The organism is Uliginosibacterium sp. 31-12 (assembly GCF_030548425.1).
GTDB classification, from domain to species: domain Bacteria; phylum Pseudomonadota; class Gammaproteobacteria; order Burkholderiales; family Rhodocyclaceae; genus Uliginosibacterium; species Uliginosibacterium aquaticum.
The window spans coordinates 53,777-76,619 of record NZ_JAUOOA010000012.1; the positions used below are offsets into that span (position 1 = coordinate 53,777).

General features: G+C 62.3%; 20 protein-coding genes and 1 pseudogene. 10 read left to right on the forward strand and 11 right to left on the reverse strand.

The genetic code is table 11. The features are described from left to right. Positions 1-215: 215 nt before the first annotated feature. Complete coding sequence (locus Q3Y64_RS18110) at positions 216-2,507, forward strand: penicillin-binding protein 1A (protein ID WP_101940680.1); 2,292 nt, start codon at positions 216-218, stop codon at positions 2,505-2,507. 1 nt (position 2,508) lies between these two features. Here Q3Y64_RS18110 and cyaY read toward each other — a convergent pair whose 3' ends face one another. Further along, positions 2,509-2,841 (reverse strand): iron donor protein CyaY, encoded by a 333-nt coding sequence (cyaY, locus tag Q3Y64_RS18115; RefSeq protein ID WP_303564065.1) that lies wholly within the window; start codon positions 2,839-2,841, stop codon positions 2,509-2,511. A 65-nt stretch (positions 2,842-2,906) separates the two neighbouring features. Between cyaY and Q3Y64_RS19535 the strand changes: the two genes are divergently transcribed. The 3 genes from Q3Y64_RS19535 to Q3Y64_RS18125 all read left to right on the forward strand — a co-directional run bounded on the left by Q3Y64_RS19535 (position 2,907) and on the right by Q3Y64_RS18125 (position 8,731). Beyond that, entirely contained in the window at positions 2,907-3,017 is a 111-nt protein-coding gene (locus tag Q3Y64_RS19535) for a lipoprotein (RefSeq protein WP_217423406.1), read from the forward strand. 200 nt (positions 3,018-3,217) lie between these two features. Further along, positions 3,218-5,476: an EAL domain-containing protein gene (locus Q3Y64_RS18120; RefSeq protein WP_254048174.1), complete on the forward strand. Its 2,259-nt coding sequence runs from the start codon at positions 3,218-3,220 to the stop codon at positions 5,474-5,476. Positions 5,477-5,515: 39 nt separating this feature from the next. After that, a complete protein-coding gene (locus Q3Y64_RS18125; RefSeq protein ID WP_303564068.1) occupies positions 5,516-8,731 on the forward strand; it encodes a PAS domain S-box protein in 3,216 nt (1,071 codons plus the stop codon). Here Q3Y64_RS18125 and Q3Y64_RS18130 read toward each other — a convergent pair whose 3' ends face one another. The 8 genes from Q3Y64_RS18130 to Q3Y64_RS18165 form a co-directional block, all read right to left on the reverse strand. Continuing rightward, positions 8,732-9,628: a DMT family transporter gene (locus tag Q3Y64_RS18130; RefSeq protein ID WP_303564071.1), complete on the reverse strand. Its 897-nt coding sequence runs from the start codon at positions 9,626-9,628 to the stop codon at positions 8,732-8,734. Between the two features lie 4 nt (positions 9,629-9,632). Then, the gene (locus Q3Y64_RS18135; protein WP_216821621.1) at positions 9,633-10,400 is read right to left on the reverse strand and encodes an SDR family oxidoreductase; all 768 of its coding nucleotides are present in this window, start codon (positions 10,398-10,400) and stop codon (positions 9,633-9,635) included. Further along, positions 10,397-11,005, reverse strand: coding sequence for a thiol:disulfide interchange protein DsbA/DsbL (locus Q3Y64_RS18140; protein ID WP_101940674.1), 609 nt, complete (start codon positions 11,003-11,005; stop codon positions 10,397-10,399). Before Q3Y64_RS18140 ends, Q3Y64_RS18135 begins: the two co-directional genes overlap by 4 nt. Before the next feature lie 34 nt (positions 11,006-11,039). Next, positions 11,040-11,600: an SPOR domain-containing protein gene (locus Q3Y64_RS18145; protein WP_303564077.1), complete on the reverse strand. Its 561-nt coding sequence runs from the start codon at positions 11,598-11,600 to the stop codon at positions 11,040-11,042. Between the two features lie 100 nt (positions 11,601-11,700). Further along, positions 11,701-12,357, reverse strand: coding sequence for a carbonate dehydratase (can, locus tag Q3Y64_RS18150; protein ID WP_170022227.1), 657 nt, complete (start codon positions 12,355-12,357; stop codon positions 11,701-11,703). A gap of 52 nt (positions 12,358-12,409) precedes the next feature. Then, entirely contained in the window at positions 12,410-13,126 is a 717-nt protein-coding gene (rph, locus tag Q3Y64_RS18155) for a ribonuclease PH (RefSeq protein WP_303564081.1), read from the reverse strand. A gap of 201 nt (positions 13,127-13,327) precedes the next feature. After that, the gene (locus tag Q3Y64_RS18160) at positions 13,328-14,257 is read right to left on the reverse strand and encodes a PP2C family serine/threonine-protein phosphatase (RefSeq protein WP_101940670.1); all 930 of its coding nucleotides are present in this window, start codon (positions 14,255-14,257) and stop codon (positions 13,328-13,330) included. Then, a complete protein-coding gene (locus Q3Y64_RS18165) occupies positions 14,254-15,207 on the reverse strand; it encodes a serine/threonine-protein kinase (protein ID WP_101940669.1) in 954 nt (317 codons plus the stop codon). The genes Q3Y64_RS18160 and Q3Y64_RS18165 overlap by 4 nt, the downstream gene beginning before the upstream one ends. Before the next feature lie 87 nt (positions 15,208-15,294). On the opposite strand from Q3Y64_RS18165, the gene Q3Y64_RS18170 reads away from it, so the two are divergent. The 6 genes and pseudogenes from Q3Y64_RS18170 (at position 15,295) to Q3Y64_RS18195 (ending at position 20,951) form a co-directional block, all read left to right on the forward strand. Beyond that, the gene (locus Q3Y64_RS18170; RefSeq protein ID WP_101940668.1) at positions 15,295-16,161 is read left to right on the forward strand and encodes a YicC/YloC family endoribonuclease; all 867 of its coding nucleotides are present in this window, start codon (positions 15,295-15,297) and stop codon (positions 16,159-16,161) included. A 3-nt stretch (positions 16,162-16,164) separates the two neighbouring features. Next, entirely contained in the window at positions 16,165-16,773 is a 609-nt protein-coding gene (gene gmk, locus Q3Y64_RS18175) for a guanylate kinase (RefSeq protein ID WP_101940667.1), read from the forward strand. Between the two features lie 17 nt (positions 16,774-16,790). Next, positions 16,791-16,964 (forward strand): annotated as a pseudogene (gene rpoZ / locus Q3Y64_RS18180) (DNA-directed RNA polymerase subunit omega); the annotation flags it as partial. A gap of 133 nt (positions 16,965-17,097) precedes the next feature. Then, positions 17,098-19,296: a bifunctional (p)ppGpp synthetase/guanosine-3',5'-bis(diphosphate) 3'-pyrophosphohydrolase gene (locus tag Q3Y64_RS18185; protein ID WP_101941017.1), complete on the forward strand. Its 2,199-nt coding sequence runs from the start codon at positions 17,098-17,100 to the stop codon at positions 19,294-19,296. Positions 19,297-19,322: 26 nt separating this feature from the next. Next, on the forward strand, positions 19,323-19,508 hold the full coding sequence (locus Q3Y64_RS18190; RefSeq protein WP_101940665.1) for a DUF3460 family protein: 186 nt from the start codon (positions 19,323-19,325) through the stop codon (positions 19,506-19,508). Positions 19,509-19,574: 66 nt separating this feature from the next. Beyond that, the gene (locus Q3Y64_RS18195) at positions 19,575-20,951 is read left to right on the forward strand and encodes an exonuclease domain-containing protein (RefSeq protein ID WP_101940664.1); all 1,377 of its coding nucleotides are present in this window, start codon (positions 19,575-19,577) and stop codon (positions 20,949-20,951) included. Between the two features lie 3 nt (positions 20,952-20,954). On the opposite strand, the gene Q3Y64_RS18200 is transcribed toward Q3Y64_RS18195, so the two are convergent. Together Q3Y64_RS18200 and Q3Y64_RS18205 are read right to left on the reverse strand one after the other, a co-directional pair. Beyond that, positions 20,955-21,818, reverse strand: a complete 864-nt coding sequence (locus tag Q3Y64_RS18200; RefSeq protein WP_101940663.1) for a DMT family transporter — start codon at positions 21,816-21,818, stop codon at positions 20,955-20,957. A gap of 12 nt (positions 21,819-21,830) precedes the next feature. Next, positions 21,831-22,736, reverse strand: a complete 906-nt coding sequence (locus Q3Y64_RS18205; RefSeq protein ID WP_101940662.1) for an EamA family transporter — start codon at positions 22,734-22,736, stop codon at positions 21,831-21,833. Positions 22,737-22,843 lie beyond the last annotated feature (107 nt).

Genomic DNA, 22,843 nt, shown 5'->3' on the forward strand with positions numbered 1-22,843 from the left:
CGTCTGGCTGTCCTCTAAATATCGTTAAGAATCAGATACTTGGGCGCACTTACAATAAATTACTTTAAATCCTAACAGTAACTCGCGATACAAGTAAAGCATATGGACGCCGAACGGTAGGCAGCCTGGCGCGAAAGACAACTCCGTCCGTCCTGCGCTTCAAGCCCGCTCCGGCAGGGCCGCATATAATCGCCCTTCAAACAATCGGGGCCACCATGCGAAACCGCCTGCTCATCCTTTGTCTTGCTGTAATGCTCGGACTGCCTTTGCTGGCAGCCGCAGGGATTGCTGTTGCAGCTGCCTTTGCCTGGCCGCAACTGCCGTCGCTTGAGGCTCTGGCTGATTACAAGCCACGTATTCCTTTGCGCATCTATACCTCGGATGGCGCACTGATTGGGGAATTCGGCGAGGAACGTCGTACATTCGTCGCCATACGGGATGTGCCAGAGGGTCTCAAGCACGCCATCCTAGCAGCGGAAGATGATCGTTTCTTTGAACACGGTGGTGTCGATATTGCCGGTCTGATGCGCGCAACCCTGTTGAATCTGGTCGGAAGCAGCAAGCAGGGCGGTAGTACGATCACCATGCAGGTCGCACGCAATTTTTATCTGAGCCGCGAGAAAACAGTCAGTCGCAAGCTGTATGAAATCCTGCTCTCTTTCAAGATAGAGCAAAGTCTGAGCAAGGATCAGATTCTTGAGGTCTATATCAACCAGATCTATCTGGGCCAGCGTGCCTATGGCTTTGCTGCAGCGGCACAAACCTATTTTGGCAAGGATCTGCAAGCGCTCAGCAACGCCGAATTCGCAATGCTCGCTGGATTGCCCAAAGCACCATCCCGCTACAATCCGGTAGTAAACCTATCACGCGCGACAGAGCGCCAGCACTATGTACTTCGCCGCATGCGCGAACTGGGCTTCATTGATGAAAAAGCACTTGAGCAAGCACGTGGCGAGCCCCTGCGTCTGGCTCAGGGCCGCCATGCAGTTCAGGCCGCAGCACCTGCCCTGCATGCCGAGTTCGTCGCCGAAATGGCTCGCCAGCTAGCCTACGAACAGTTCAAGGATGACGTTTACAGTAGCGGTATCAAGGTCATCACCACCATCAGCAAACTCGACCAGCAGGCCGCCTACGAGGGGCTACGGCGCGGCTTGATCGACTACGAACGCCGGCATGGCTACAGGGGCGCCGAAGGCAGGGTCGATCTGGCGCAACTCAAGGCCGAAGGATCGGAGGAAACACTGGAAGATCTGATCGAGCCATTCCCGGACCTGGACGAGATGCGTGCAGCCATCGTGCTGGAAGCTTCGCGCCAGAAACTGGTGGCCTATCTGCGGGGCGGCGAGCAGATCGAGATCAGCGGCGATGCGCTCAAATACCCGACGCCCATGATGGCGGAGAATGCGGCTCAGGCAAAACGCGTGTCCCCCGGGGCAGTCATCCGGGTGGCGAAATACGCCAAGGGCTGGCAGGTTGTACAGCCGCCACAGGTTGAAGGTGCCTTCGTGTCACTAGATCCACGCGACGGCGCCATCAAATCGCTGGTGGGCGGCTTCGATTTCAATCGCAACAAGTTCAACCACGCCACCCTGGCCTGGCGTCAGCCTGGCTCCAGCTTCAAACCCTTCATTTTCTCGGCGGCTATCGACAAGGGCTTTACGCCTGGCAGCGTATTCGATGATGCACCCTTGAGTTTCTCCGCGGAGCAGACCGGCAGCCAAGCATGGAATCCAGGCAACTACGATGGTAAGTACGAAGGCCCGATGAGCCTGCGTACTGCCCTAGCGAAGTCCAAGAACATGGTTGCCATCCGAGTGCTGCAAGCGATCACGCCGGCCTACGGGCAGGATTACGTAACCAGTCGTTTCGGTTTCGACCCGGTCAAGAATCCTCCCTACCTGACCCTGGCTCTGGGCTCCGGCGCCGTCACCCCCTGGCAGATGGGTGCTGCTTACTCGATCTTCGCCAATGGGGGTTATCGCATCCGCCCCTATATCGTGAAGGAAATGCTCGACAGTGAAGGGCGGGTGCTGGCGAAGGTTGAACCGCAGCGCGCGGGTAGCGACGAATCCGAACGCGTACTGGATCCGCGCAATGTTTACCTTTCGGACCTGATGATGAAGGACGTGGTCCGTCGCGGCACAGCCGGCAAGGCGATGGCACTGGGCCGGGGCGATCTTGCAGGCAAGACCGGCACGACCAACGAGTATGTCGACGCCTGGTTCTGTGGCTACCAACCCAGTCTGGTCGGCATTGCCTGGGTGGGTTTCGACCAGCCCAAGAAGCTTGGCTCAGGTGAAACTGGTGGTGCACTGGCACTCCCGATCTGGGTCGACTACATGCGTCGCGCTCTCAAGGACAAGCCTGAGCAGTATCTCGCGGCGCCGGAGGGCCTCGTCGAGGTCAAGCCGAGCTTCGAGCGCGAAGGACCGGACTACATCTACGCTGAACATTTGCCGCAGGCAGCGACACCTGAGGCGTCGGCCCCGGCAGCTGCCCCGGAGTAAGTCACGACAGGAGCTGAATCTGCTCTCCCGCCTGTTCGCTGATCAGGCGGGAGAGCATGGCGTACAGCTCGGCACCATCACGCGTTCCAACCCACTGTTCGCCCTCACTACGGAAATGAAAACCACCGGAGCGTGCGGCCACCCAGATCTCACGCGCCGCGGCATGGCGATTGATGATGATCTGGCTACGGTTGTCGAACTCCAGCTTGAGAATGCCGCCTTCCTGAGGCTCCAGATCGATATCCACACCCGCCGCCTCGGCGGCCTGCTCAATGCTGGCCTCCAGCCTTGCCAGCACCGCCTCGGCCAATGCCAGGAATTCCGCTTCGTCCATACTGCTGCACTCCTTGTTAAGATGGGCGCCCATCTCCCTGTCTGTGTCCGGATACCATGCGCCCGATGATTCTTCTCGCCTTCCTGAGCCTGAGCTTGGCTGCCTGTGGCATCAAGGGCCCGCTTGAGCACCCCCCGGCGCAACGCCCTGCCCCGACTCAGTCCGCGCCTGCCTGAAGCATTCTAGCGACTTCTGCCCTTGCGGGCAGATGCATACCAGGACGGCGCGCAGCCAGTCCTGCACCACGTGCTCAGTGGTAGAAAGCAGCTCAGACCCTGCCTGAGGCTTCAAGTCCGGCCTAGCGTGGGCCGATAAGCATTGATAGCCCCGGAAGTCTGGTCTTCCGCGCGCTACAAGCAAGCTACGGGAGACGATCGTGGTAGACAAGGCTGCTGACGACGAGCTGGTATTTGCCGGAGACCCCGGGCCGGAGCGGGCTGCCCCGAGAATCCCTGCCAACAATACCCCCTGGCGCATCCTGATCGTTGACGACGATCCGGATGTGCACACCACCACCACGTTTGCACTGCGCGGCACCGATATCCTCGGCTGCCCACTGACCTTTCTGCACGCTGATTCCGCCGCCCAGGCGCGTGACCTGCTGGCGCGCGACCGCGACATCGCGGTGATCCTGCTCGACGTGGTGATGGAGGAGGAAGACTCCGGCCTGAAGCTCGTACGCACCATCCGCGATGAATTCGGCATGGGCGAGACCCGCATCATCCTGCGCACCGGTCAGCCCGGCTACGCACCAGAGATGGATGCGATCCGCGACTATGACATCAACGATTACAAAACCAAGTCTGAACTCACCCGCAACAAGCTGTTTACCGCCCTCACCTCGGCTGTTCGCTCGTATCGCCAGATCCGCACCATCAATGCCAATCGGCGTGGGCTGGACATGATCGTGCGTGCAAGCGGCGAATTGCTGGCCTTGTCCGGCATCCGCAACTTTGCCGCCGGTGTGATTACCCAAATGTCAGCCCTGCTCGGCGTACAGCCCGAAGGCCTGATCTGCGTGCAGCGCCCACCCGAACTCGAAAGCGGTGAGGACAGTACCGTAGTGATCGCAGCAGCCGGGCGCTATGCCTCGCTGATCAATCTGCCACTCGACGAAATCGGGGACGAGCGCGTACACCGCGCCCTGGATCGCTGCCTCGACGCAGGCCATCACATTTTCGCCGAAGACTGCACCACCCTCTTCTTCGGCAGCCGCACCCAGCGCAACATGGCGGCCTATCTGGACGCACCACTGGCCGTGGATGACAGTTGCCGTCAGCTCCTCGAGGTGTTCTGCGCCAATATCTCGATCGGGCTGGAAAACACCCTGCTGTTCTCTCAGTTGCACGACTACGCCTATTTCGATTCGCTGACCGGCCTGCCCAACCGCCGCAGCCTCATCAACAAACTCGACGAACGCCTGCTTGGCGGCGAGCGCGGCCGCTACACCCTGGCACTGCTTGATCTCGACGGTTTCGCCGAAAGCAACGATGCTCTCGGTCACCAGTATGGCGACGAGTTGCTCAAGGCTGTCGCCGAGCGCCTGCATGGCGCCCTTGGTTCTCAGTGCGTACTGGCCCGTCTGTCGGCCGACACCTTCGCCATTCTTGGCCAGATCGAGCAATTGCTGCCGGCCAACCTGCAGGGGTTGTTCCGCGAGGCCTTCCTGATCCAGCAGCAGGAACTGATGATTTCCGCCACGATGGGTATCGCACATCTGGCCGATATCGACGGCAATGGCGCAGAAGCGCTCAAGAGCGCCTACCTCGCCCTGCGTCGCGCCAAGGTACAGGCACGCGGCGAATATGTATTCTTCACGCGCGACATGGCGCTGGAAATCCGAGAACGCTCCAAGCTGATGCAGGCCCTGCGCGTAGCGATCGAGCGCCAGCGCCTGTTCTTGTGCTATCAACCACAGATTTCGCTGCACAGTGGTCAGGTCTGCGGCATCGAGGCGCTGCTGCGCTGGCGTGCAGAGGATGGTCGCCTGATCGAACCCGCCCGCTTCATCCCGATTGCCGAGCACTCAGGCATGATCGTCGGCATTGGAGAATGGGTCCTGCGCATGTCCTGCTTCCAGCAAGCGGAGCTCGCGCGCCACGGCTACCCGCAGTTGTCGATGGCCATCAACGTTTCAGTCAGCCAGCTCCGCCACCCGCGCTTCCTTGCCACCCTGCAGTCGGCGCTGCATGACAGCGGAGCCAGTCCGCAGTTGATTGAACTCGAGATCACCGAGTCGATGGCCATGGAGGAAGCTGATTTTCTCGCCCGTACGCTGGAGAGCATCAAGGCCCTGGGGGTGAAGATCGCAGTGGACGACTTCGGCACGGGCTTCTCCTCGCTCTCCTATCTGCAACGGCTGCAGGTGGACCGGCTCAAGATTGATCGCACCTTCGTCGGCGAGATCGGTAGCAACGAGCGTTCGCGGCGAATTCCCGAACTGGTCATCCAGCTCGGACACAAGCTGGATCTCTCAGTGCTTGCCGAAGGCGTCGAAACAGCCGAGCAGGCCAACATCCTGCGCGAACTGGGTTGTGACGATGCTCAGGGCTACCTGTATGCCCGCCCGATGGAGCCTCAGCATCTGGTCGAATGGCTACGCAATCACGGAGCCCGCAATGACGCAGCGGACTGAGCCCGCTGCGTCCGACCGCCGGAGGGTTCCGGTTTGAACATGACCGTCCGCCGCGCTGTCGTCACGGCCGTCCTGCTGGGCATGCTGCTTCCTGCACTGGTGGTCGGTTTCTACCTGGCCCGCGTCTCATACGCCGACAAGCTTCGCAGCGAGGTAGCCCTGACTTTGCAACACGATGCCGACGTCATTGCACTGGGTGTGCGCGAAAGCCTGTGGGCGCTCGACAGCGAGTCCGCTGCAGCGCTGGTCGAAGCCGTGATGAAGGAGTCAGCGCTAGTCACCGTCGAGATTCTCGACCCCCACCTCGGCCGCTTCGTATTCCGCGAATTTCCGGAGCGCCGCGAGGGCGTGGTGCACGTTCTCGAGCGTCAGGTCATGCACCGTGGTGAAACTATCGGCCGGGTGCGCATCGAACTCTCCGAAGCGCCTCTGCGCAGCGCCCTGCTCAACCAGATCCTCGGTTTTGGCAGCCTGCTGGCGCTGCAGGTGATCATCAGCGTCATACTGATCCTGGTCGTGCTGCAACGCCGTGTCGGCCGCCCGCTGCTGAGGCTCGGTGAGGAAGCGGTATCGCTGGCGCGGGGCGAACTCGACAAGCCGATCATTCCCTCACGCCGCGACGAAATCGGCGATGTAGAAGCCCAGCTTGAGGTCACTCGCCAGGCACTGCAGGGCTTGTTCCACACACTGGAGCAGAAGAACCGGGCGCTGGAGGTCGACCTACGCGAACGCATGCGGGTCGAGGCGGCCCTGCGTGATCGCGAACAGCGTCTGCGCACCCTGGTCGAACAGAGTCCATTGGCAGTAATCGAGTTCGATCTTGGCTGGCACATCCTGGACTGGAACGAAGCTGCCGTTCGCATCTTCGGTTGGCGCCGGGAGGAGGTGCTCGGACGCCATGCCGGCATGCTGGTGGCCAACAGCAAGGACGCACGCGATAATCTGAGCGTTAACCAGCTGCTCGAACGCAGCGTGGCCAGCCCACACATCAAACTCGCCTGCAAGCGTTCGGATGCAGCCGGCGTAACCTGCCAGTGGTACAACAGCCTGATCCGCGACAGCGCCGGCACCGGTCAGCGCATCGTCGCAATGGTTGAAGACATCACCGAGCGTCAACGCTCGGACGACGAAATCCGCCGACTCGCCACTGTGGTACGCCTGACCAGCAACCTTGTGGCCCTCACCGACGCCAGCGGACGCATCGAATGGATCAACCATGCCTTCGCCGAACGCTGCTCCGGCCACGCTAGCGAGGTACGCGGACAGGCGCTGGTCGACGTGCTGCAGGCCCAGGAGCTGACAGGCGAAACTTCGCGGGCCTCGGCCATCGAAGCGGCAATGAACAACGGGCGCCACCTGACCGAACTGGAGATGCCCTGCCGCGGGCAGGACGGGCAGAGCTTCTGGGTATCCCTGGAATTGCAGCCGCTGCGCGACGACAACGAACAGATCATCCAGTGGGTTGCCCTGATGACCGACGTCACCGAGCGCCGTCACACCACTGATGCGCTGCGGGCCATTGCCCGCCTTGGTGGCGAACTGAGTCCGAGCATGTTTCTCGAGCAACTGCTTGGCGTGATCGCACGCGGCTGCGGTGCCCAGGCCGCCTATTTGGCTACCCATACCCGCGACGGCGTGGAGATCAGTGCCAGCCTCTGCGCACCCGGCTGGTCGCTGATAGGCGGTCATCACCCAGGCCGCACCACGCTGGCCGCCTATGCCGAGCGCACCGGCGCCCTGCTCCTAAATACGGGGGCCTATGAAGCGATATCACGCGACGCCGTGAGCTGGGGCTGCAGCCTCACCCAGGCCCTGATTCTCGAGCCCGTAGTGGACAGCCAGCAGCAGGTCAGCGGCCATCTGGCCCTGCTTTTCGACTCCCCTCTGGTTGCCACCGAAGCAGCCCAATCCCTCGCCGCACTCGGCGCGGCACGCGCCAGCACCGAGTTCCAGCGCCTGCTGACGCTTGAAGCGCTGCGTCACAGTGAGCAGAAATTCTCATCGATCTTCCAGTACTCGCCGATCCCGATCGGGGTCCTGCGCCGCAGCGACAGCGTCTGCCTCGACGTGAATCCGAGCTTCCTTCAGAACTTCGGCTACCCGCGCAATGAGGTCGTCGGTCAACCTGTTCTGGCCACCCCGATCTATACCGATCAGCGCGAGCGTGAATGGGTATTGCAGTTGCTGAACGAGGCAGGCGAAGTATCGGGTGCGGACATGCGCCTGCGCACCTGCGACGGAGAGATCCGCGACTGCCAGATCTATGTACGCCAGATCAGCATGGATGAAGAGCCCTGCCTGCTGGTGGCCACCGTGGACGTCACCTCCCTGCTCGAAGCACAGCGTCAGGTGGAAGAGCTCAATCAATCGCTTGAGAAGCGCGTCACCGAGCGCACCCATGACCTGGCCACTACCAATGCCGAACTGGAAAAAACCCTTGAACGCCTCAAACGCACCCTGGACGAACTCGTGCGCTCCGAGAAGCTTGCCGCGCTGGGCTCGTTGGTAGCCGGAATCGCCCACGAACTCAACACCCCCATCGGCAACAGCCTGATGGTGGCCAGCACGTTGCACGACGTGAACCAGAGTTTCCGCGAACAGATGGAGGCCGGCCTGCGCCGCTCCACGCTGGAGAACTACGTCGCCGAGTCCGAATCCGCAGCCGACATCCTGTTGCGCAACCTGCAGCGTGCTGCCGAGCTGATCAGCAGCTTCAAGCAGGTAGCCGTAGATCAGACCAGCTCACAGCGTCGCCGCTTCGAACTGGCGGAGGTCGTCAGTGAAATCGTCGTCACCATGCAACCGGTATTCCGCAAGACCAGCCACAGCATCGAAACCGAGATCCCGGCCGGCATCAGCCTCGACAGCTATCCGGGCCCGCTCGGCCAGGTCATCGCCAACCTGCTCAACAACACCATCCTGCACGCCTTCGAAGGCCAGGAGCGTGGCACGGTACGGCTGCGCGCCGAACTCGATGGCGCCGGGGGGGTCATCTTCACCTGTCAGGATGATGGCATCGGGATTCACGCCAACAACCTGCGGCGCATTTTCGATCCCTTCTTCACCACCAAGCTTGGTCGCGACGGCACCGGGCTGGGCCTGAACATCGTGCATAACATCGTCACCGGCATTCTCGGTGGCGAAATCACGGTGGACAGCAGCCCTGGACAAGGCAGTTGTTTCCGTATCTGCATCCCACTCAAGGCACCCGCACAGGAGGACACGCTAGTGCCTCCCAAAGCCAGCGCAGCCTGATCAGGTGTGCGCGGCCCGGTTCACCCACATCACCCCGGCCACTACCAGCAGGCCACCTCCCAGGCTGGACCAGACCAGGCTTTCGCCCAACAGCATCACCGACAACAGCACGCCGAACACCGGCACCAGATTGGTGAACTGCGTAGCGCGCGCTGCGCCGATCACGGCCACGGCTTGCGAATACCACACGAAGGCCAGTGAAGTCCCCAGCAGCCCCATGTAAGCCAGCGCCAGCCAGGCCTGCCAGCCCAATGCGGGCCAACCCGTCGCCACCAGCTCCCCACTGGCTGGCACGGCCAGCAGCAGGGTGCCGCACAGGATGGCAAAGAAAGTCATCGACAAAGCCTCGAAGCCGCGCGCGTAGTAACGCATCACAAGGGTGTAGACCACCCAGGCCACCACCGCCCCGAAGATGAACAGCTCGCCCTGCCCCACCGCACCATGCAGCAAGCCCGCCAGATCACCGTGCGACACCACCAGCACCGCCCCACAGAAGGACAGCAACACCCCGCTGATCTGCCGAGCTGACCAAGCAGCGCGATTGAGCCATTGCACCGTGCACAGGGTTATCACTGGGCTGGCGGCCACCAGCAAGGCCGCGCGGCTGGCTGCTACCTGGGCGAGCCCGGCAAAGAAACCGGCGTTGTAAGCAAAGATGCCACTCGCACCCAGCGCCAGCGCGACACCCCACTGGCGCCGATCCGGCCAGTACAGGCGCTGACCGGTGCCAAGTGCATACAGCAGCAGGCCGAGCAGGGCAAAACAGAAACGCAGGGTCGCCGCCAGAAAGTGCGGCATGCTCTGGGCCAGGAAACGTCCCGCAATAAAAGTACCGCCCCAGAAAAAAGTGGTCAGCACCAAGCGAAGGTAAAGACCACCGGGCACAGCCTGCTTCATCTGCTCAGAGCTTAAGGCCACGTGGTTTGCGCCCGGCGCGGGCTGCAAAACGGTCATACAGAAAACTCGGCAACGCGGCCAGCAGGCGCGCCACGATGGCCATCTGCCAGGGAATCGTGGCCCGCGCGGGTGCGCGCTCAATGGCCCGGATGAAGCGTCGGGCGGCCTCGTCCGCATCAATGATGAAGGGCATGCGATACGTATTCACATCGGTCATCGGCGTCCGGATATAGCCGGGGCGGATTTCGCTCACCTTGACTCCCGTGCCCCGCAGCTCGACCCTCAAGCTCTCCAAATAGCGGCTGGCGGCCGCCTTGGAAGCACTGTAGGCCCCGGCACCAGGCAGACCACGCACCCCCGCCACCGAGGAGATACCGACCAGCTGACCGCGCCGCTCACGCCGCATCGGCACAATAAAAGGCTGAAAGGTAGCCACCATGCCCAGCAGATTGGTGCGCAGGATACCGTCGAACACAGCCAGATCGCCCTGCTCCTCGCTGAGCGTGCCAGCAGACACGCCCGCGTTGGCAATCACGACATCCGGCACACCAAACCGCGCCATGAAACTGCGTGCGGCAGCAGCCAGCTCCTCAGGACGGGCCACGTCAGCCACCAGCACCAGATGTTCGCCCGGCAGGCTGGCGCACAAGGCTTCGAGCGCCTCGCCACGGCGCCCAAGCAAGCCCAGGCTCGCCCCCCTTGCGGCATAAGCGCGCGCCAGTGCGGCGCCGATGCCACTGGAGGCGCCGGTGATAAAGACTTTCAGACTCACTTGCCGGCGCGGACCTTGGCGATCAGGCCATCCACAGTGCTCAGGCCAGCAGGATCACCGCCTTCAACCAGATACTTGCCGGCCACCACCAGATTCGGCACCGACATGACCTTGTAGCTCACCGACATCTGTTCAGCACGCTTGTACTGAGCATCCACGCTGAACGAGCGCCAGGTGTCATTGAATTTCTTGACGTCCACGCCCTTCTTGGCGAGCCAGTCATTACGCACCTTTTCATCTTCCAGGCGGATGCGATCCTTGTGTACCGCCTCGAATACTGCCGGAGTCAGATTGTCAGCTTGTCCCAGGGCACTCAGGGTGATGTACAGACGCCCCAGTGCGGCCCATTCGGCACGCCCGAAAGAAACCGGCACCTTCTTGACCACCACGTCCGGCTTCTGCTGGGCACGCCACTTGACCAGCAGGGGCTCAAAATTGCTGCAGTGCGGGCAGCCGTAGGAAAAGAACTCGATCACTTCGATCTGGCCGGCCGGTAGGGTTGGCTGCGGCGGGCTGAGTTCCTTCACGCCCTCGGCATGAGCAATCAGGCTGGCACCGGCGAGAAGGCCGGCGAGAAGGACTTTGAGGGTGCTACGACGTTGCATGCTGGGTCTCCGGATAGGCTGGGATGAGTGCGGTTCAGGGCTTGGCCTTGACTACACTGGCTTCGATTCCTTCTGTGAGCAAACGGGCGCGCATCGCGTCCGCTGCATCAGGCGTGGCGAAAGCGCCAAGCCTCACGCGATAGAAAATGCCCTTCTCGGACAGATCTACGCGCTGAACGTTCGATTCGATGCCGAGCAAAGCCAATCTGGCCTTCAGATTGTCGGCGTCAGAGGGATTCTGGAAGGCGCCAGCCTGCAGGAAGATCTTGTCCGCAGCAGGCGCCTCCGCCGGCTTGTTGCTGACCGGAGCCGAAGCCGCCTCGCCACCAGGCAGAATCTTGTAGAAATCGTACTTGGGCTTTTCAACCGGTGCATCGCCCGGTTTTCCCGGCAGCGCGATCGGCGCGCTCTGGACTGCCGGCGCACTGGCGGCAGGACGCGGCGCCTGCTCGACCTTGGTCACAAAAGGCTTGGGGCCGAAATTGATGTAGAGCGCCACGCCTGCAGCAATCAGCACGCCGATCAGCAAGCCAACCAGCAGCCCTGAAGCCGTACTGCCGCGCTGCGCATGACGGAAACTGATTTGACTGGACATTCAGGAACCCCTGGGAAAATTTCGCCGAGTATAACCGCAGCTCATGCCCGGCTTGCGCCACGGGGCCGGGCGGCACCGCCACCCGGCACGAAAGCCACATTCAGCTGCGCTGCATAATCTGAGCGACGGTGGCCTCATACACATCATGGGCATCATCTTCGCGCAACAGATTGCTGCCCAGTTCGCTGACGATACCGTCGGCGAGCCCGTAGATCCAGCCATGCACGGCCACATCTTGACCCCGCGCCCAAGCGTCCCTCAGCACCGTGGTTTCACTCACATTGAGCACCTGCTCGGCCACATTGAGTTCGCACAGGCGCTCGCAACGCTGCAGCGGGTCGTCGATCCCAGCCAACCAGCTGCGGTACTTGTCACGCACGTCCTGAACATGACGCAACCAGTTGTCCGCCAAGCCCACGCGAACGTTATCCATCGCCGCACGCACCCCACCACAACCATAGTGCCCCACCACCAGAATGTGCTTCACCTTCAGCACATCGACTGAATACTGGATCACGGACAGGCAGTTCAGGTCGGTGTGCACCACCACATTGGCGATATTCCGGTGCACAAAAACCTCACCCGGCGCCAAACCGATGATCTCATTAGCCGGCACGCGGCTGTCCGAGCAGCCGATCCACAAAAACTCCGGGCTCTGCTGCTGGACCAGACGGGAGAAATACTCCGGATCGTTGTCGCGCTCCTTCTGTGACCAGGCGCGGTTGCGTTCGAAGAGTTCGCTCGGTGAAATGCTCATGGGCAGATTCGAAAAAATAGACCGGGTTCGGATTCTAACGCGGACAGAAAGTTCAGGCCGCGACAGCGGCCTTCTGGAGCTCGACCAACTGCGCAATACCCGCACCGGCCAAGGCCAGCAGACTGTCCAGCTCGGCACGCGCAAAGGGCGCGCCTTCTGCCGTACCCTGCACTTCGACGAAGCCGCCACTGCCCGTCATCACCACATTCATGTCGGTATCGCAGGCAGAATCTTCCGGGTAATCCAGATCCAGCACCGCTTCGCCCTCGAACAGGCCCACCGAGATCGCTGCCACCCAGTCCTTCAGTGGGCTGTGCGCCAGCTTGCCGGCAGCCACCAGTCCCTGCAAGGCATCGTACAGCGCCACACAGGCGCCCGTGATGGAGGCCGTGCGCGTCCCGCCGTCAGCCTGCAGTACATCACAGTCGATGGTGATCTGACGCTCGCCGAGCGCCTTCAGATCAACCACCGCACGCAGACTGCGGCCAATCAGACGCTGGATTTCCTGGGTGCGGCCACTCTGCTTGCCCTTCGCCGCTTCGCGGGCCATGCGGGTGTGCGTGGAGCGCGGCAGCATGCCGTATTCCGCAGTGACCCAACCCTCACCCTTGCCGCGCAGGAAGGGCGGCACGCTCTCTTCAACGGAAGCGGTACACAGCACCTTGGTGTTGCCGAACTCGATCAGCACCGAGCCTTCGGCGTGACAGGTGTAGTGGCGGGTGATGCGCACATCGCGCAGCTGGTCGGGGAGGCGTTTGGAGGGGCGCATGATGGAATGTCGGAATTGTTGAAAGGTAGAAAACAGGCGGCGCAAAGCGTTTCGCTTCGATTGCGCCCTACGAAAACGCCAAGGCTGTAAATGAGGCAGCCGGCGTAGCGAGCGGACGGCGACTGAAAGGAGAAGCGCAGCCGTACTAGAGTACTGCGAGCATCGCAGTTTCAGGCCCCGTTCGCGCAGTAGCCGGACGCCTTATTTACCCGGGTCGAACTTGGAATACTTCTGGATCGCGAGGTTGATCTCGTCGATTGCCTTCTCGATATCCGAGTCGCTCAGGCTGCCAGCTTCATGATGGCGGCCCCGGGCGAAACCTTCCATCTTGGTGGTGATGCCATCGGCCGGCATGGTCTCGGTGGAGATCGTCGAAGCCTGCTCATCGGCGTAATCATCATGCCAGCGCATGGACAGCATCGACAGGTTGTCACAGGTCAGGCCGCCCTGGCTCTCGGCCAGATCCAGCAGGCGGGGCGAGGTATCGAGGATATTGCTGTCGCCGAGACGGTCGATGAAATCCTCATTGGTGAGATTGCCCCACACTCCGTCGGTACACATCACGAGCAGGTCGTTAGCAAACAGCGGCACCGGCGAGGAAAACTCGATCTGCGGTGAGTGGGTGCCGCCCAGGCAGCTGAAGATACGGTTGCGCGCCGGATGGCGGGCAGCGGCCTCTTCGTCGATCAGGCCCTGATCAAGCATCATCTGCAGACGCGAGTGATCCTTGGTCTGCTGGGCAATCCGGCCACGGCGGATCAGATAGAGGCGCGAATCACCGGCGTGCGCCCAATACGCCACGCTGTTCTGGATCAGGCAGGCAACGATGGTGGTGCGTGGCGCTTCCGGCAGGCTTTTGTCGAAGGCGTAGTCCTGGATCGCAGCATGGGCATTCCCGAGGCAACGCGAGAGGAACATCAGTTCGTCCTGCACCAGCGGCTTGGCCGCACGCTGGAAGGACTCGATGATGTACTGCACAGCGATCTGGGCAGCAATCTCGCCGTGCAGATGCCCCCCCATGCCATCAGCCACCACCAGCAGCAAGGATTCGCGTGTATAGCTGTAGGCCACCCGATCCTGATTGTTGGGGCGGGCACCGGGGCGGCTTTCCTGGTAGATCGTGAACTTCATGCTTTACCTGTAAGGGCTCGCAGGCGGTGCATCACCTTGCCGAGCACGGTCGTAGGTGCCTCATGGGCGATGAAGCGGGTACGGGTGAGGAGTTCCTTCTGCAGTGCATACACGCTTTGCGGGCGTTGCAGCGGATCGAGATTGAGGCACCAGTCGATCGTCTGCAGCAGATGAGGGGAATACTGACCAGGCCAGCGTTTGACGGCCGGCTCCATCAGGTCTTTCTTGAGGCGTTCGTCCGAGCGCTGGGGTGCGACACCCGCCAGGCAGGCATACATCGCCGCACCAGTGCTGTAGATATCACTCCAAGGACCGAGATGTTCGCGATCATTGAACTGCTCGGGCGGCGCAAAACCCGGGGTATACATCGGTTTCAACATCGGCTGATCCTGCGCCAGGGTCTGGCGGGCAGCGCCGAAATCGAGGAGCACCGGCGTGCCATCGTTGCGCAGGTAAATGTTGGAAGGCTTGATATCGAGGTGCAGCAGCTTGTGCGAGTGCACTTCACGCAGGCCATTGAGCATGCGGGTGAACACGCCGCGAATGAAACGCTCCTTGATATGCCCCTTGTTGCGCTGGATGAAGTCCTGCAGGGTACGGCCGCGCTCGAACTGCATGACCATGTACACGGTGCCGTTGGCGCGGAAGAAGTTCAGCACCCGCACCACATTCGGATGCATCAGCTTCGCGAGCGAGCGCCCTTCCTCGAAGAAGCACTTCATGCCGTAACGGAAGGCGGCCTGATGCTCCTCATCGATCTGCGGCTCAATCTCGCCGCCCTTGCGCAGCGCCAGCGAGTTCGGCAGGTATTCCTTGATCGCGACCGGCTTGCCGTCCTGATCCGTCGCCAGATAGACGATCGAAAACCCGCCCAAGCTGAGCTGTTGCTCGATACGGTATTGCTCCAGCTGAAAGCCGGGCGGCAGGGCGCTATTAACTTGAGACGGCATGTATCCGGGCGTTATGATCCGCGTTCAATCAATTCTCAGGCTTTGGCTGCGGCAAGTAAAGGCGGTCGCCTGTCCAGGAAAGTTCCCATGGTATTCAGCATGACCGGCTACGCCGCGCTTTCGCGCGACGTGGGCAAAGCTTCTCTTCAGATCGAACTGCGTAGCGTGAATTCCCGCTACCTGGATCTGGCGTTCCGCATCGTCGAAGATCTGCGCTTTGCGGAGCCTATCGTCCGCGAACAGATCAACGCCAGCGTATCACGCGGCAAGATCGAATGCCGCATGAGCTTACAGGCGGTGGCAAGCGGAAACAGCGGGCTTTCCATCAACGGCGACATGCTGGAACAATTGCGCGTCGCACAAAACCGGGTCCGTGAAAGCTTCCCGGATGCCAGTCCGCTGTCCACTGCAGAGATCCTCCGCTACCCTGGCGTGCTCGCCGAGGAAGGCCTGGATCATGAGCGCCTCACCGCTGCCGTGCATGAGATTGCCCGCGCTGCACTGGGCGAACTGCGCGCTTCGCGGGCCCGCGAAGGCGAGAAGCTGGTGGCCATGCTGCGCGAGCGTGTCGGCCTGATCCGCGAGCGCGTGGCCGTAGCCGCCCCAATCGTGCCAGCCGCCGTAAGCGAATACCGCGAGAAGCTCACCACGCGCCTGCGCGAAGCAGTGGCCTCGCTGGACGAGGACCGTATCCGCCAGGAAGTGACCCTGTTTGCGCAACGCGCTGACGTGGCCGAAGAAATCACCCGCCTGAACGCCCACCTTGACGAAGTCGAACGCGTACTCGGCAAGGGCGGTGCCGTCGGCAAGCGTCTGGACTTCCTCATGCAGGAGCTCAATCGCGAAGCCAACACCCTCGGCTCGAAGGCCGTCTCACCTCAACTTACGGAGATTGCGGTCGATCTCAAGGTCTACATCGAGCAGATGCGCGAACAAGTGCAGAATCTGGAGTAAGCCATGTCCGGTAGCCTCTTCATCGTCGCCGCGCCTTCCGGTGCCGGCAAAACCACCCTGGTGCGCGCCCTCCTTTCGCGCGATGCGGCCGTGCGCCTGTCTGTCTCCTTCACCACCCGTGCACCGCGCGAAGGCGAGGTGAATGGCGTGCATTACAACTTCACCAGCTCGGCCGACTTTCTTGCCCGCCGCGATCGGGGTGAATTCCTGGAGTGGGCCGAAGTTCATGGCAACTTCTACGCCAGCTCGCGCCCCTGGCTGGAGGAACAGCTCGCCGCCGGGCATGATGTGTTGCTGGAAATCGACTGCCAGGGCGCGGCCCAGGTGCGCAACATTTTCCCGGACGCGGTGAGCATTTTCATTCAACCACCGAGCTTCGACGTGCTCGGCAAACGCCTGCGCGGGCGTGGTACGGACAGCGAAGAAGTCATCGCGCAGCGCCTTGCGGCGGCCGAGGACGAAATGCGTCAGGTAGATCACTTCGACTACGTTATAATTAACAATGACTTGCAGGTCGCGCTCGACGAGCTGTGCTGTGTCGTGCGCTGTGCACGGTTGCGCACCGCAGTTGTCCGAGCGCGCCACCCGCTGAGTTTTCTCCCCGCTGTCTGACGAAAAAGGATTCCGCCATGGCCCGCATCACGGTCGACGACTGTCTGCACATGATCTCCAACCGCTTTGAACTGACCCTGGCTGCAACCTACCGCGCCCGCCAGCTCACCGCCGGCAATACCCCGCTGGTGGAAGCCGGACGCGACAAACCCACCGTCGTGGCCCTGCGTGAAATCGCTGCCGGCAAACTCGGCCGCGAACTGCTCACCCGCAGTCAGTCCTGAGCCCCACAGGGGCCTGTCGCCAGCACCCGGAGAGCAATCGATGGAGCCCAGGCCTCTTGCCCCACTCAGCCCGCCGCAGCCGGCCCTGCCCACCTCGGGCATGTTCGGCGCAGCGGCTGACAACGGCTTCGACGAAGCCGTAGAGTTCGCCCGCCTGCGTACCCAGGCTGCGCGCTATCTCAAGCCCGAAGATGTCGAACGCCTCGAAGCCGCCTTTGAGCTGGCTTCGCATGCTCACGCCGGGCAGTTCCGTATCAGCGGAGAGCCTTATGTCTTCCATCCGCTGGCCGTAGCGGAAACCCTCGCACAGTGGCACCTCGATGCCCAGGCCCTGATCGCCGGCCTGCTGCACGACGTGATGGAAGATTCGCACGTCACCAAGTCCGACATCGAAGGACAGTTTGGCAAGACGGCCGCTGAGCTGGTCGATGGCGTCTCCAAACTCGACCGCATCGAATCCCAGACCTATCAGCAGGCCCAGGCCGAGAACTATCGCAAGATGTTCCTCGCCATGGCCCGCGACGTACGCGTGATCCTGATCAAGCTGGCCGACCGCCTGCACAACATGCGCACGCTGGACGCCGTGCGGCCGGACAAGCGCCGCCGGATTGCACGCGAAACGCTGGAAATCTTCGCTCCGATCGCCAATCGCCTGGGCCTCAACACGCTCTACCGTGAGCTACAGGAACTGGCCTTCAAGAACACCCACCCGATGCGCTATCGCGTGCTGGGCAAGGCTCTGCGGGCCGTGCGTGGGGATCAGCGCGAGCTGATCATGCGCCTGATGACCAGCATCCGTGAACGCATGCCGGTCTGGGGCGTGGATGCCGAGGTGTATGGACGCGAGAAGCATCTGTTCGGCATCTATCGCAAGATGCTCGAGAAACGCCTCAGTTTCGAGCAGGTGCTGGATATCTACGGCTTCCGCATCCTGGTCAAGGACATCCCCGGCTGCTACCTCGCCTTGGGCGCCCTGCATGAGCTTTACAAGCCGGTGCCGGGCAAGATGAAGGACTACATTGCCCTGCCCAAAGCTAATGGCTACCAGTCCCTGCATACCACGGTGATCGGCCCCAACGGCCTGCCGGTGGAAGTACAGATCCGTACCAACGAGATGCACGCCGTAGCCGAATCCGGCGTGGCTTCGCACTGGCTGTACAAGGATGGCACGGCGCAATCCCTGTCCGATCTGCAGCACAAAACGCACAACTGGCTGCAATCCCTGCTCGAGCTGCAATCCACCTCGGGCGACTCTTCCGAATTCCTCGAGCACGTGAAAATCGACCTGTTTCCGGGCGAAGTCTTCGTGTTCACCCCGGCCGGGCAAATCCGCAACCTGCCGCGCGGCGCCACCGCCGTCGATTTCGCCTACTCGGTTCATACCGATGTGGGCAACCGCTGCGTGGCCTGCCGCATCAACGGCGAGCTGCGCCCTCTGCGCAGCGAGCTCAAGAATGGCGACCAGGTCGAAATCACCACTGCCCAGCATGCCCACCCGAATCCGGCTTGGCTCTCGTATGTACGCACTGGCAAGGCACGGGCCGAGATCCGCCACTTCCTGAAGACCGTGCATCAGGAAGAGGCCACTCATCTAGGTGAGCGCCTGCTCTCGCAATCTCTGCGGCACATCGGCCTGCACCTGTCGGATATCGGCACCACGGCCTGGGATCGCTTCCTGAAGGAGTTCTCGTGCAAGCTGCGCGAGGAGATCTTCACCGACATTGGCCTTGGCAAGCGCCTGGCCGCGATGGTGGCGCGGCGCCTGGCCGACCTGCAGGAGGAGAAGGCCATCAGTGACGGCGAAACACCGGCCCGCCCGCGCACCCCCACTCCGGTGCTGATCCAGGGTGGCGAGGGCATGGCGATACAGATGGCGCGCTGCTGCCGGCCAATCCCGGGCGACCCGATCGTGGGCCTGCTGCGCAAGGATCAGGGGCTAGAAGTACACCTCAACGATTGCCCGGTGCTGACCCGCAATCACTCCTCCGAGCGCGACCGCTGGGTGGACGTGGAGTGGGAGGCTGGCGGCGATCGCCTGTTCGATGTCGGCATCCGCGTGCTGATCCACCATCGCCGTGGCGTGCTGGCCCGCGTGGCCTCGGCGATCGCCGATCAGGAAGCCAACATCCAGAATGTGAACATGGAAAGCGAGCATGGTGGCGATACCATCATCCACTTCACCATCCAGGTAAAGAACCGCCCGCATCTCGCACGCATCATGCGCGCGGTGCGCCACATCCCGGATGTGGTGCGCATCGTGCGCGACCGCAACGGCGACAAAGCCGCCGAAAAACGCTGACCCCCAAGAAACAGAGAGAGAAGACCATGCCCTACGTTTCCGAATTCACCCAGTTCATGAACAGCTGGCTCGAGCAGCATCCGGAAGAGCTGCAGGAAAAGCAGAAAGGCCGCGCCCTGTGGTGGGACAAGCCGCAAGCGCCCGCTGAGCAGCAGGCCAATGCCGAATCGAAAGTGGCGCAAAAAGCCTATCCGTATTTCTCTCAGGAATGATGTTTGCGGGAGTGGCAAGTCGGGCCTCATACGCTCCGATCCACTGCTCCCCATGCCCGACACCGCATGCATTTCCCCCGCCTCGCCATCGTCGACCTCGAAACCACCGGCGCCGACCCCAGCCGTGACCGCATCACCGAGATCGCAATCCTTGTCGTTGAGGACGGAGAACTCATCGAGCAGTGGAGCAGCCTGGTCAATCCAGGCATGCCGATCCCGGAACGCATCCAGGAACTGATCGGCATCACTGACGCGATGGTGGCCGATGCGCCGGGCTTCTCGGCGCTAGCCGAGAGCGTGCGCGAGAAGCTCGCGAATGCCGTTTTCGTCGCCCACAACGCACGCTTCGACTACAACTTCCTGCGTGCCGCCTTCGAGCAACTGGGTCTCGCCTGGGATGCACCGGTGATGTGCTCAGTGAAGTTCTCGCGGGCCCTCGACCCGGAGTTCGCCAAACACGGGCTGGATGCCATCATCGCGCGCCATGGCTACACCATCGATGCCCGCCACCGCGCACTGGATGACGCGCGCATCGTCTGGCAATTCCTGCAGGACGCACGCGGGCGCGCCGACAGCGAACGCCTGCAGCGCGCCTGGGACAAGGCCTTTGCCACCAGCAGCGTGCCACGCCTGCCGATCGGCGATCTCGAAGCCCTGCCGGACAGCCCCGGCGCTTACGTCTTCCGCTCCACCACCGGGCAGGTGCTGGAGATTGGTCGCGCTCGCGATCTGCGCTCACAGGTGCTGGGTTTCTTCACCGCCGGGCGCGCCAGCGCCAAGAACAAGAAGATCGCGGCAGCAGTGCATGACGTGGCAAGCTTCCCCTGCGCTGGCGAATTCGGCGCCCAGCTCAAAGAGTTGCAGCTAGCCCGCGAATTGCGCGAGCAGCCGGCCACTGCCGCGTTTGGCTGGCGCTGGCTGCGCCACAGCCTGAAAGCGCCGGTACTGGAACTGGCCGATCTGAGCGGCACGGACCCGGCCGGCTGGACCGACATCTCCGGCTGCTTCCGTGGCGAACGCGAAGCACGCACCGCGCTGCAGGAGCTGGCCCGCCAACACAAGCTGTGCGCCAGCCGGATCGGTCTGGAAGTGGGTGGTGGCCCTTGTCAGGCAGTACATCTGGGGCGTTGCCACGGCGTCTGCGTGGGCCGCGAAGACACCCGCGTACACGATCTGCGCCTGGCGACCGTGATGGCAGCCCTGCGCCTCACGGCCTGGCCCTGGCGTGGTGCTGTACTGCTGGCGGAAACCCATGAAGGCACTCAGCGCAGTGAAGTCCAGGTCTTCGATCACTGGTGCCGCCTCGGCAGTGCCTGCGACGAGACCACTCTGGCCGAACTGCTGGCCAGCCCACCGCCCCGCCGCTTCGATGCCGACGTCTACCGCATGTTGACGCGTTGGCTCAATGTGCCCGGCAATCAGGCGCGCATCCAGCCGCTCTGAGACTCAGCTGGCGCGGGCGCGCCACACCCCGAACGCGCCCAGCGCCATGCCCAGCAGGGCCAAGGCTCCGAGGCGTTCGTCAAACAGTAGCCAGGCGCACAAGGCCGTCACGCCCGGGGTGAGATAGAACAGGCTCGTCACCTTCACCACCGAGCCGCGCCGGATCAAAAGATTCAGCACGCTGATCGACGCCACCGACAGCATCAGCACCAGCCACAGCAGCGCGAACCAGAAACTACTCGTCCACTCGATGCTGCGCGGTTCAAAGCTGAGGGCCAACGGCAGGGTCACCAGCAGGCTGGCGGCAAACTGGATCACCGCCCCGCTGCGCAGATCGAAATGCGGGCAGAAACGCTTCTGGTACAGCGTGCCCAAGGTGATGCCCAGCAACGCAATCACCGCCGGCCACAATGCTGACCATTGCCAGGCCTGATTGAGGCCGGGGTTGCGGCTATTGCTCACCACCAGCAGCACACCGATGAAACCCAAAGCCAGGCCTTGCCACTGGCGGCCAGTGACCCGTTCGCCCAGCAGAATGCCAGCCGCCAGCGCGGTGAGGATGGGTTGCAAGCCCACGATCAGGCTGGTCAGCGCTGCTGGCAGACCTTGCTGGATGGCCACGAAAACCCCGCCCAGATAGGTCGCCTGGATCAGCACACCCGCCACCGCAATGTGCAGCACCCGGCGCGGATCGCGCGGCCAGGGCGCCCGGAAGATCAACGCCGCCAGCCCCATGAAGACGATCACCAGCACATAGCGGGCGCTCAGGAAATGCAGAGCATCGGCATAAGGCAGACCAAATTTCGCACCGATGAAACCGGTACTCCAGAGCAGGACGAAGACGGGGGCCAGCAAACGTTCAAGCATGATGATTCCGGTTCAGGATTGGGTCAGCAGCAGCACGCCCAGCGCAATGCAACTTGCGCCGAGCAGGCGGATGGGGGCATCGCGCTCGCCCAGCAGATGGCCGCCCAGCAAGGCAGCAAAGAGCATCGACAACTCACGCGCCGGTGCGACCTGCGACAGCGGCGCCATGGTCGCTGCGTACAGGACCATGACATACGACACCGGAGAAATCGCGCCGACCAGCAAAGCCGGCTTCCACATCTGGCGCCAGTACGCCGGCAGGCTCATCACGGCTTCACGCTGCGTCAGCAGCATCAAGCCCAGCAAGAGTGGCAAGCGCGCCAGGTTCCCCAGGTAGTCGAGCAGGATCGGCGACACCGCTGCATGCTTGACGGCATAGCCATCCAGCAAGGAATAGGCGCCAATGAAAATGCCCGTCAATACGCCGTACGCGAGACCGGCGCGCAGCCGTGCCTGCTCGGACACCGAATCGGTTTGGGCGCGCAGCCTGCTCAACAGGGCGGGGCCCCCCGCAATCAGCAAAGTGCCGCCAACAATTCCCGCCACCCCGAACCAGCCCAGCGCACGCAGGCTCTCGCCCATGAAACTCGTTGCAACGAGTGCCGTGATCAGCGGCCCGGTGCCGCGCGCCAGGGGGTACACCACCGACAGATCACCCAGCCGATAGCCCCGCAGCAGGCACAGGTAATAGACGATGTGAAGCACGCCACTGGCGACGATCAGGGCCCACTGCAGCGCTCCGTAAGCACCGGCATCGCGCCAGGCCATGAAGCCCCCCAGCGGTGCCCACACCACGGCCAGCGTCAGGCAGGTCAGCACGGCAAAGCGGGCGTCGCCGCCGGATTTCTTGGCAATCAGATTCCAGCTGGCATGAATCAGAGCGGCCAGCAGAACGAGCAGCAACGGGGTCAGGGGCATTCGGCTTCCAAACAAAAGGCGGCGCAGAACGCGCCGCCTTCCGGGCAAAGCATGAACGAGGGATCAGGCTTCGTCCATCACTGCGGACGTATACACATCCTGCACGT

Bases quoted from the DNA above. Each gene is read 5' to 3' on its own strand.
- gmk (WP_101940667.1), top strand. From the start codon at position 16,165: ATGTCCGGTAGCCTCTTCATCGTCGCCGCGCCTTCCGGTGCCGGCAAA.
- rph (WP_303564081.1), bottom strand. From the start codon at position 13,126: ATGCGCCCCTCCAAACGCCTCCCCGACCAGCTGCGCGATGTGCGCATC.
- Q3Y64_RS18140 (WP_101940674.1), bottom strand. From the start codon at position 11,005: ATGCAACGTCGTAGCACCCTCAAAGTCCTTCTCGCCGGCCTTCTCGCC.
- Q3Y64_RS18165 (WP_101940669.1), bottom strand. From the start codon at position 15,207: ATGCCGTCTCAAGTTAATAGCGCCCTGCCGCCCGGCTTTCAGCTGGAG.
- Q3Y64_RS18195 (WP_101940664.1), top strand. From the start codon at position 19,575: ATGCATTTCCCCCGCCTCGCCATCGTCGACCTCGAAACCACCGGCGCC.
- can (WP_170022227.1), bottom strand. From the start codon at position 12,357: ATGAGCATTTCACCGAGCGAACTCTTCGAACGCAACCGCGCCTGGTCA.
- Q3Y64_RS18125 (WP_303564068.1), top strand. From the start codon at position 5,516: ATGACCGTCCGCCGCGCTGTCGTCACGGCCGTCCTGCTGGGCATGCTG.
- Q3Y64_RS19535 (WP_217423406.1), top strand. From the start codon at position 2,907: ATGATTCTTCTCGCCTTCCTGAGCCTGAGCTTGGCTGCCTGTGGCATC.
- Q3Y64_RS18185 (WP_101941017.1), top strand. From the start codon at position 17,098: ATGTTCGGCGCAGCGGCTGACAACGGCTTCGACGAAGCCGTAGAGTTC.
- Q3Y64_RS18190 (WP_101940665.1), top strand. From the start codon at position 19,323: ATGCCCTACGTTTCCGAATTCACCCAGTTCATGAACAGCTGGCTCGAG.
- Q3Y64_RS18160 (WP_101940670.1), bottom strand. From the start codon at position 14,257: ATGAAGTTCACGATCTACCAGGAAAGCCGCCCCGGTGCCCGCCCCAAC.
- Q3Y64_RS18130 (WP_303564071.1), bottom strand. From the start codon at position 9,628: ATGAAGCAGGCTGTGCCCGGTGGTCTTTACCTTCGCTTGGTGCTGACC.
- Q3Y64_RS18110 (WP_101940680.1), top strand. From the start codon at position 216: ATGCGAAACCGCCTGCTCATCCTTTGTCTTGCTGTAATGCTCGGACTG.
- cyaY (WP_303564065.1), bottom strand. From the start codon at position 2,841: ATGGACGAAGCGGAATTCCTGGCATTGGCCGAGGCGGTGCTGGCAAGG.
- Q3Y64_RS18170 (WP_101940668.1), top strand. From the start codon at position 15,295: ATGGTATTCAGCATGACCGGCTACGCCGCGCTTTCGCGCGACGTGGGC.
- Q3Y64_RS18145 (WP_303564077.1), bottom strand. From the start codon at position 11,600: ATGTCCAGTCAAATCAGTTTCCGTCATGCGCAGCGCGGCAGTACGGCT.
- Q3Y64_RS18200 (WP_101940663.1), bottom strand. From the start codon at position 21,818: ATGCTTGAACGTTTGCTGGCCCCCGTCTTCGTCCTGCTCTGGAGTACC.
- Q3Y64_RS18205 (WP_101940662.1), bottom strand. From the start codon at position 22,736: ATGCCCCTGACCCCGTTGCTGCTCGTTCTGCTGGCCGCTCTGATTCAT.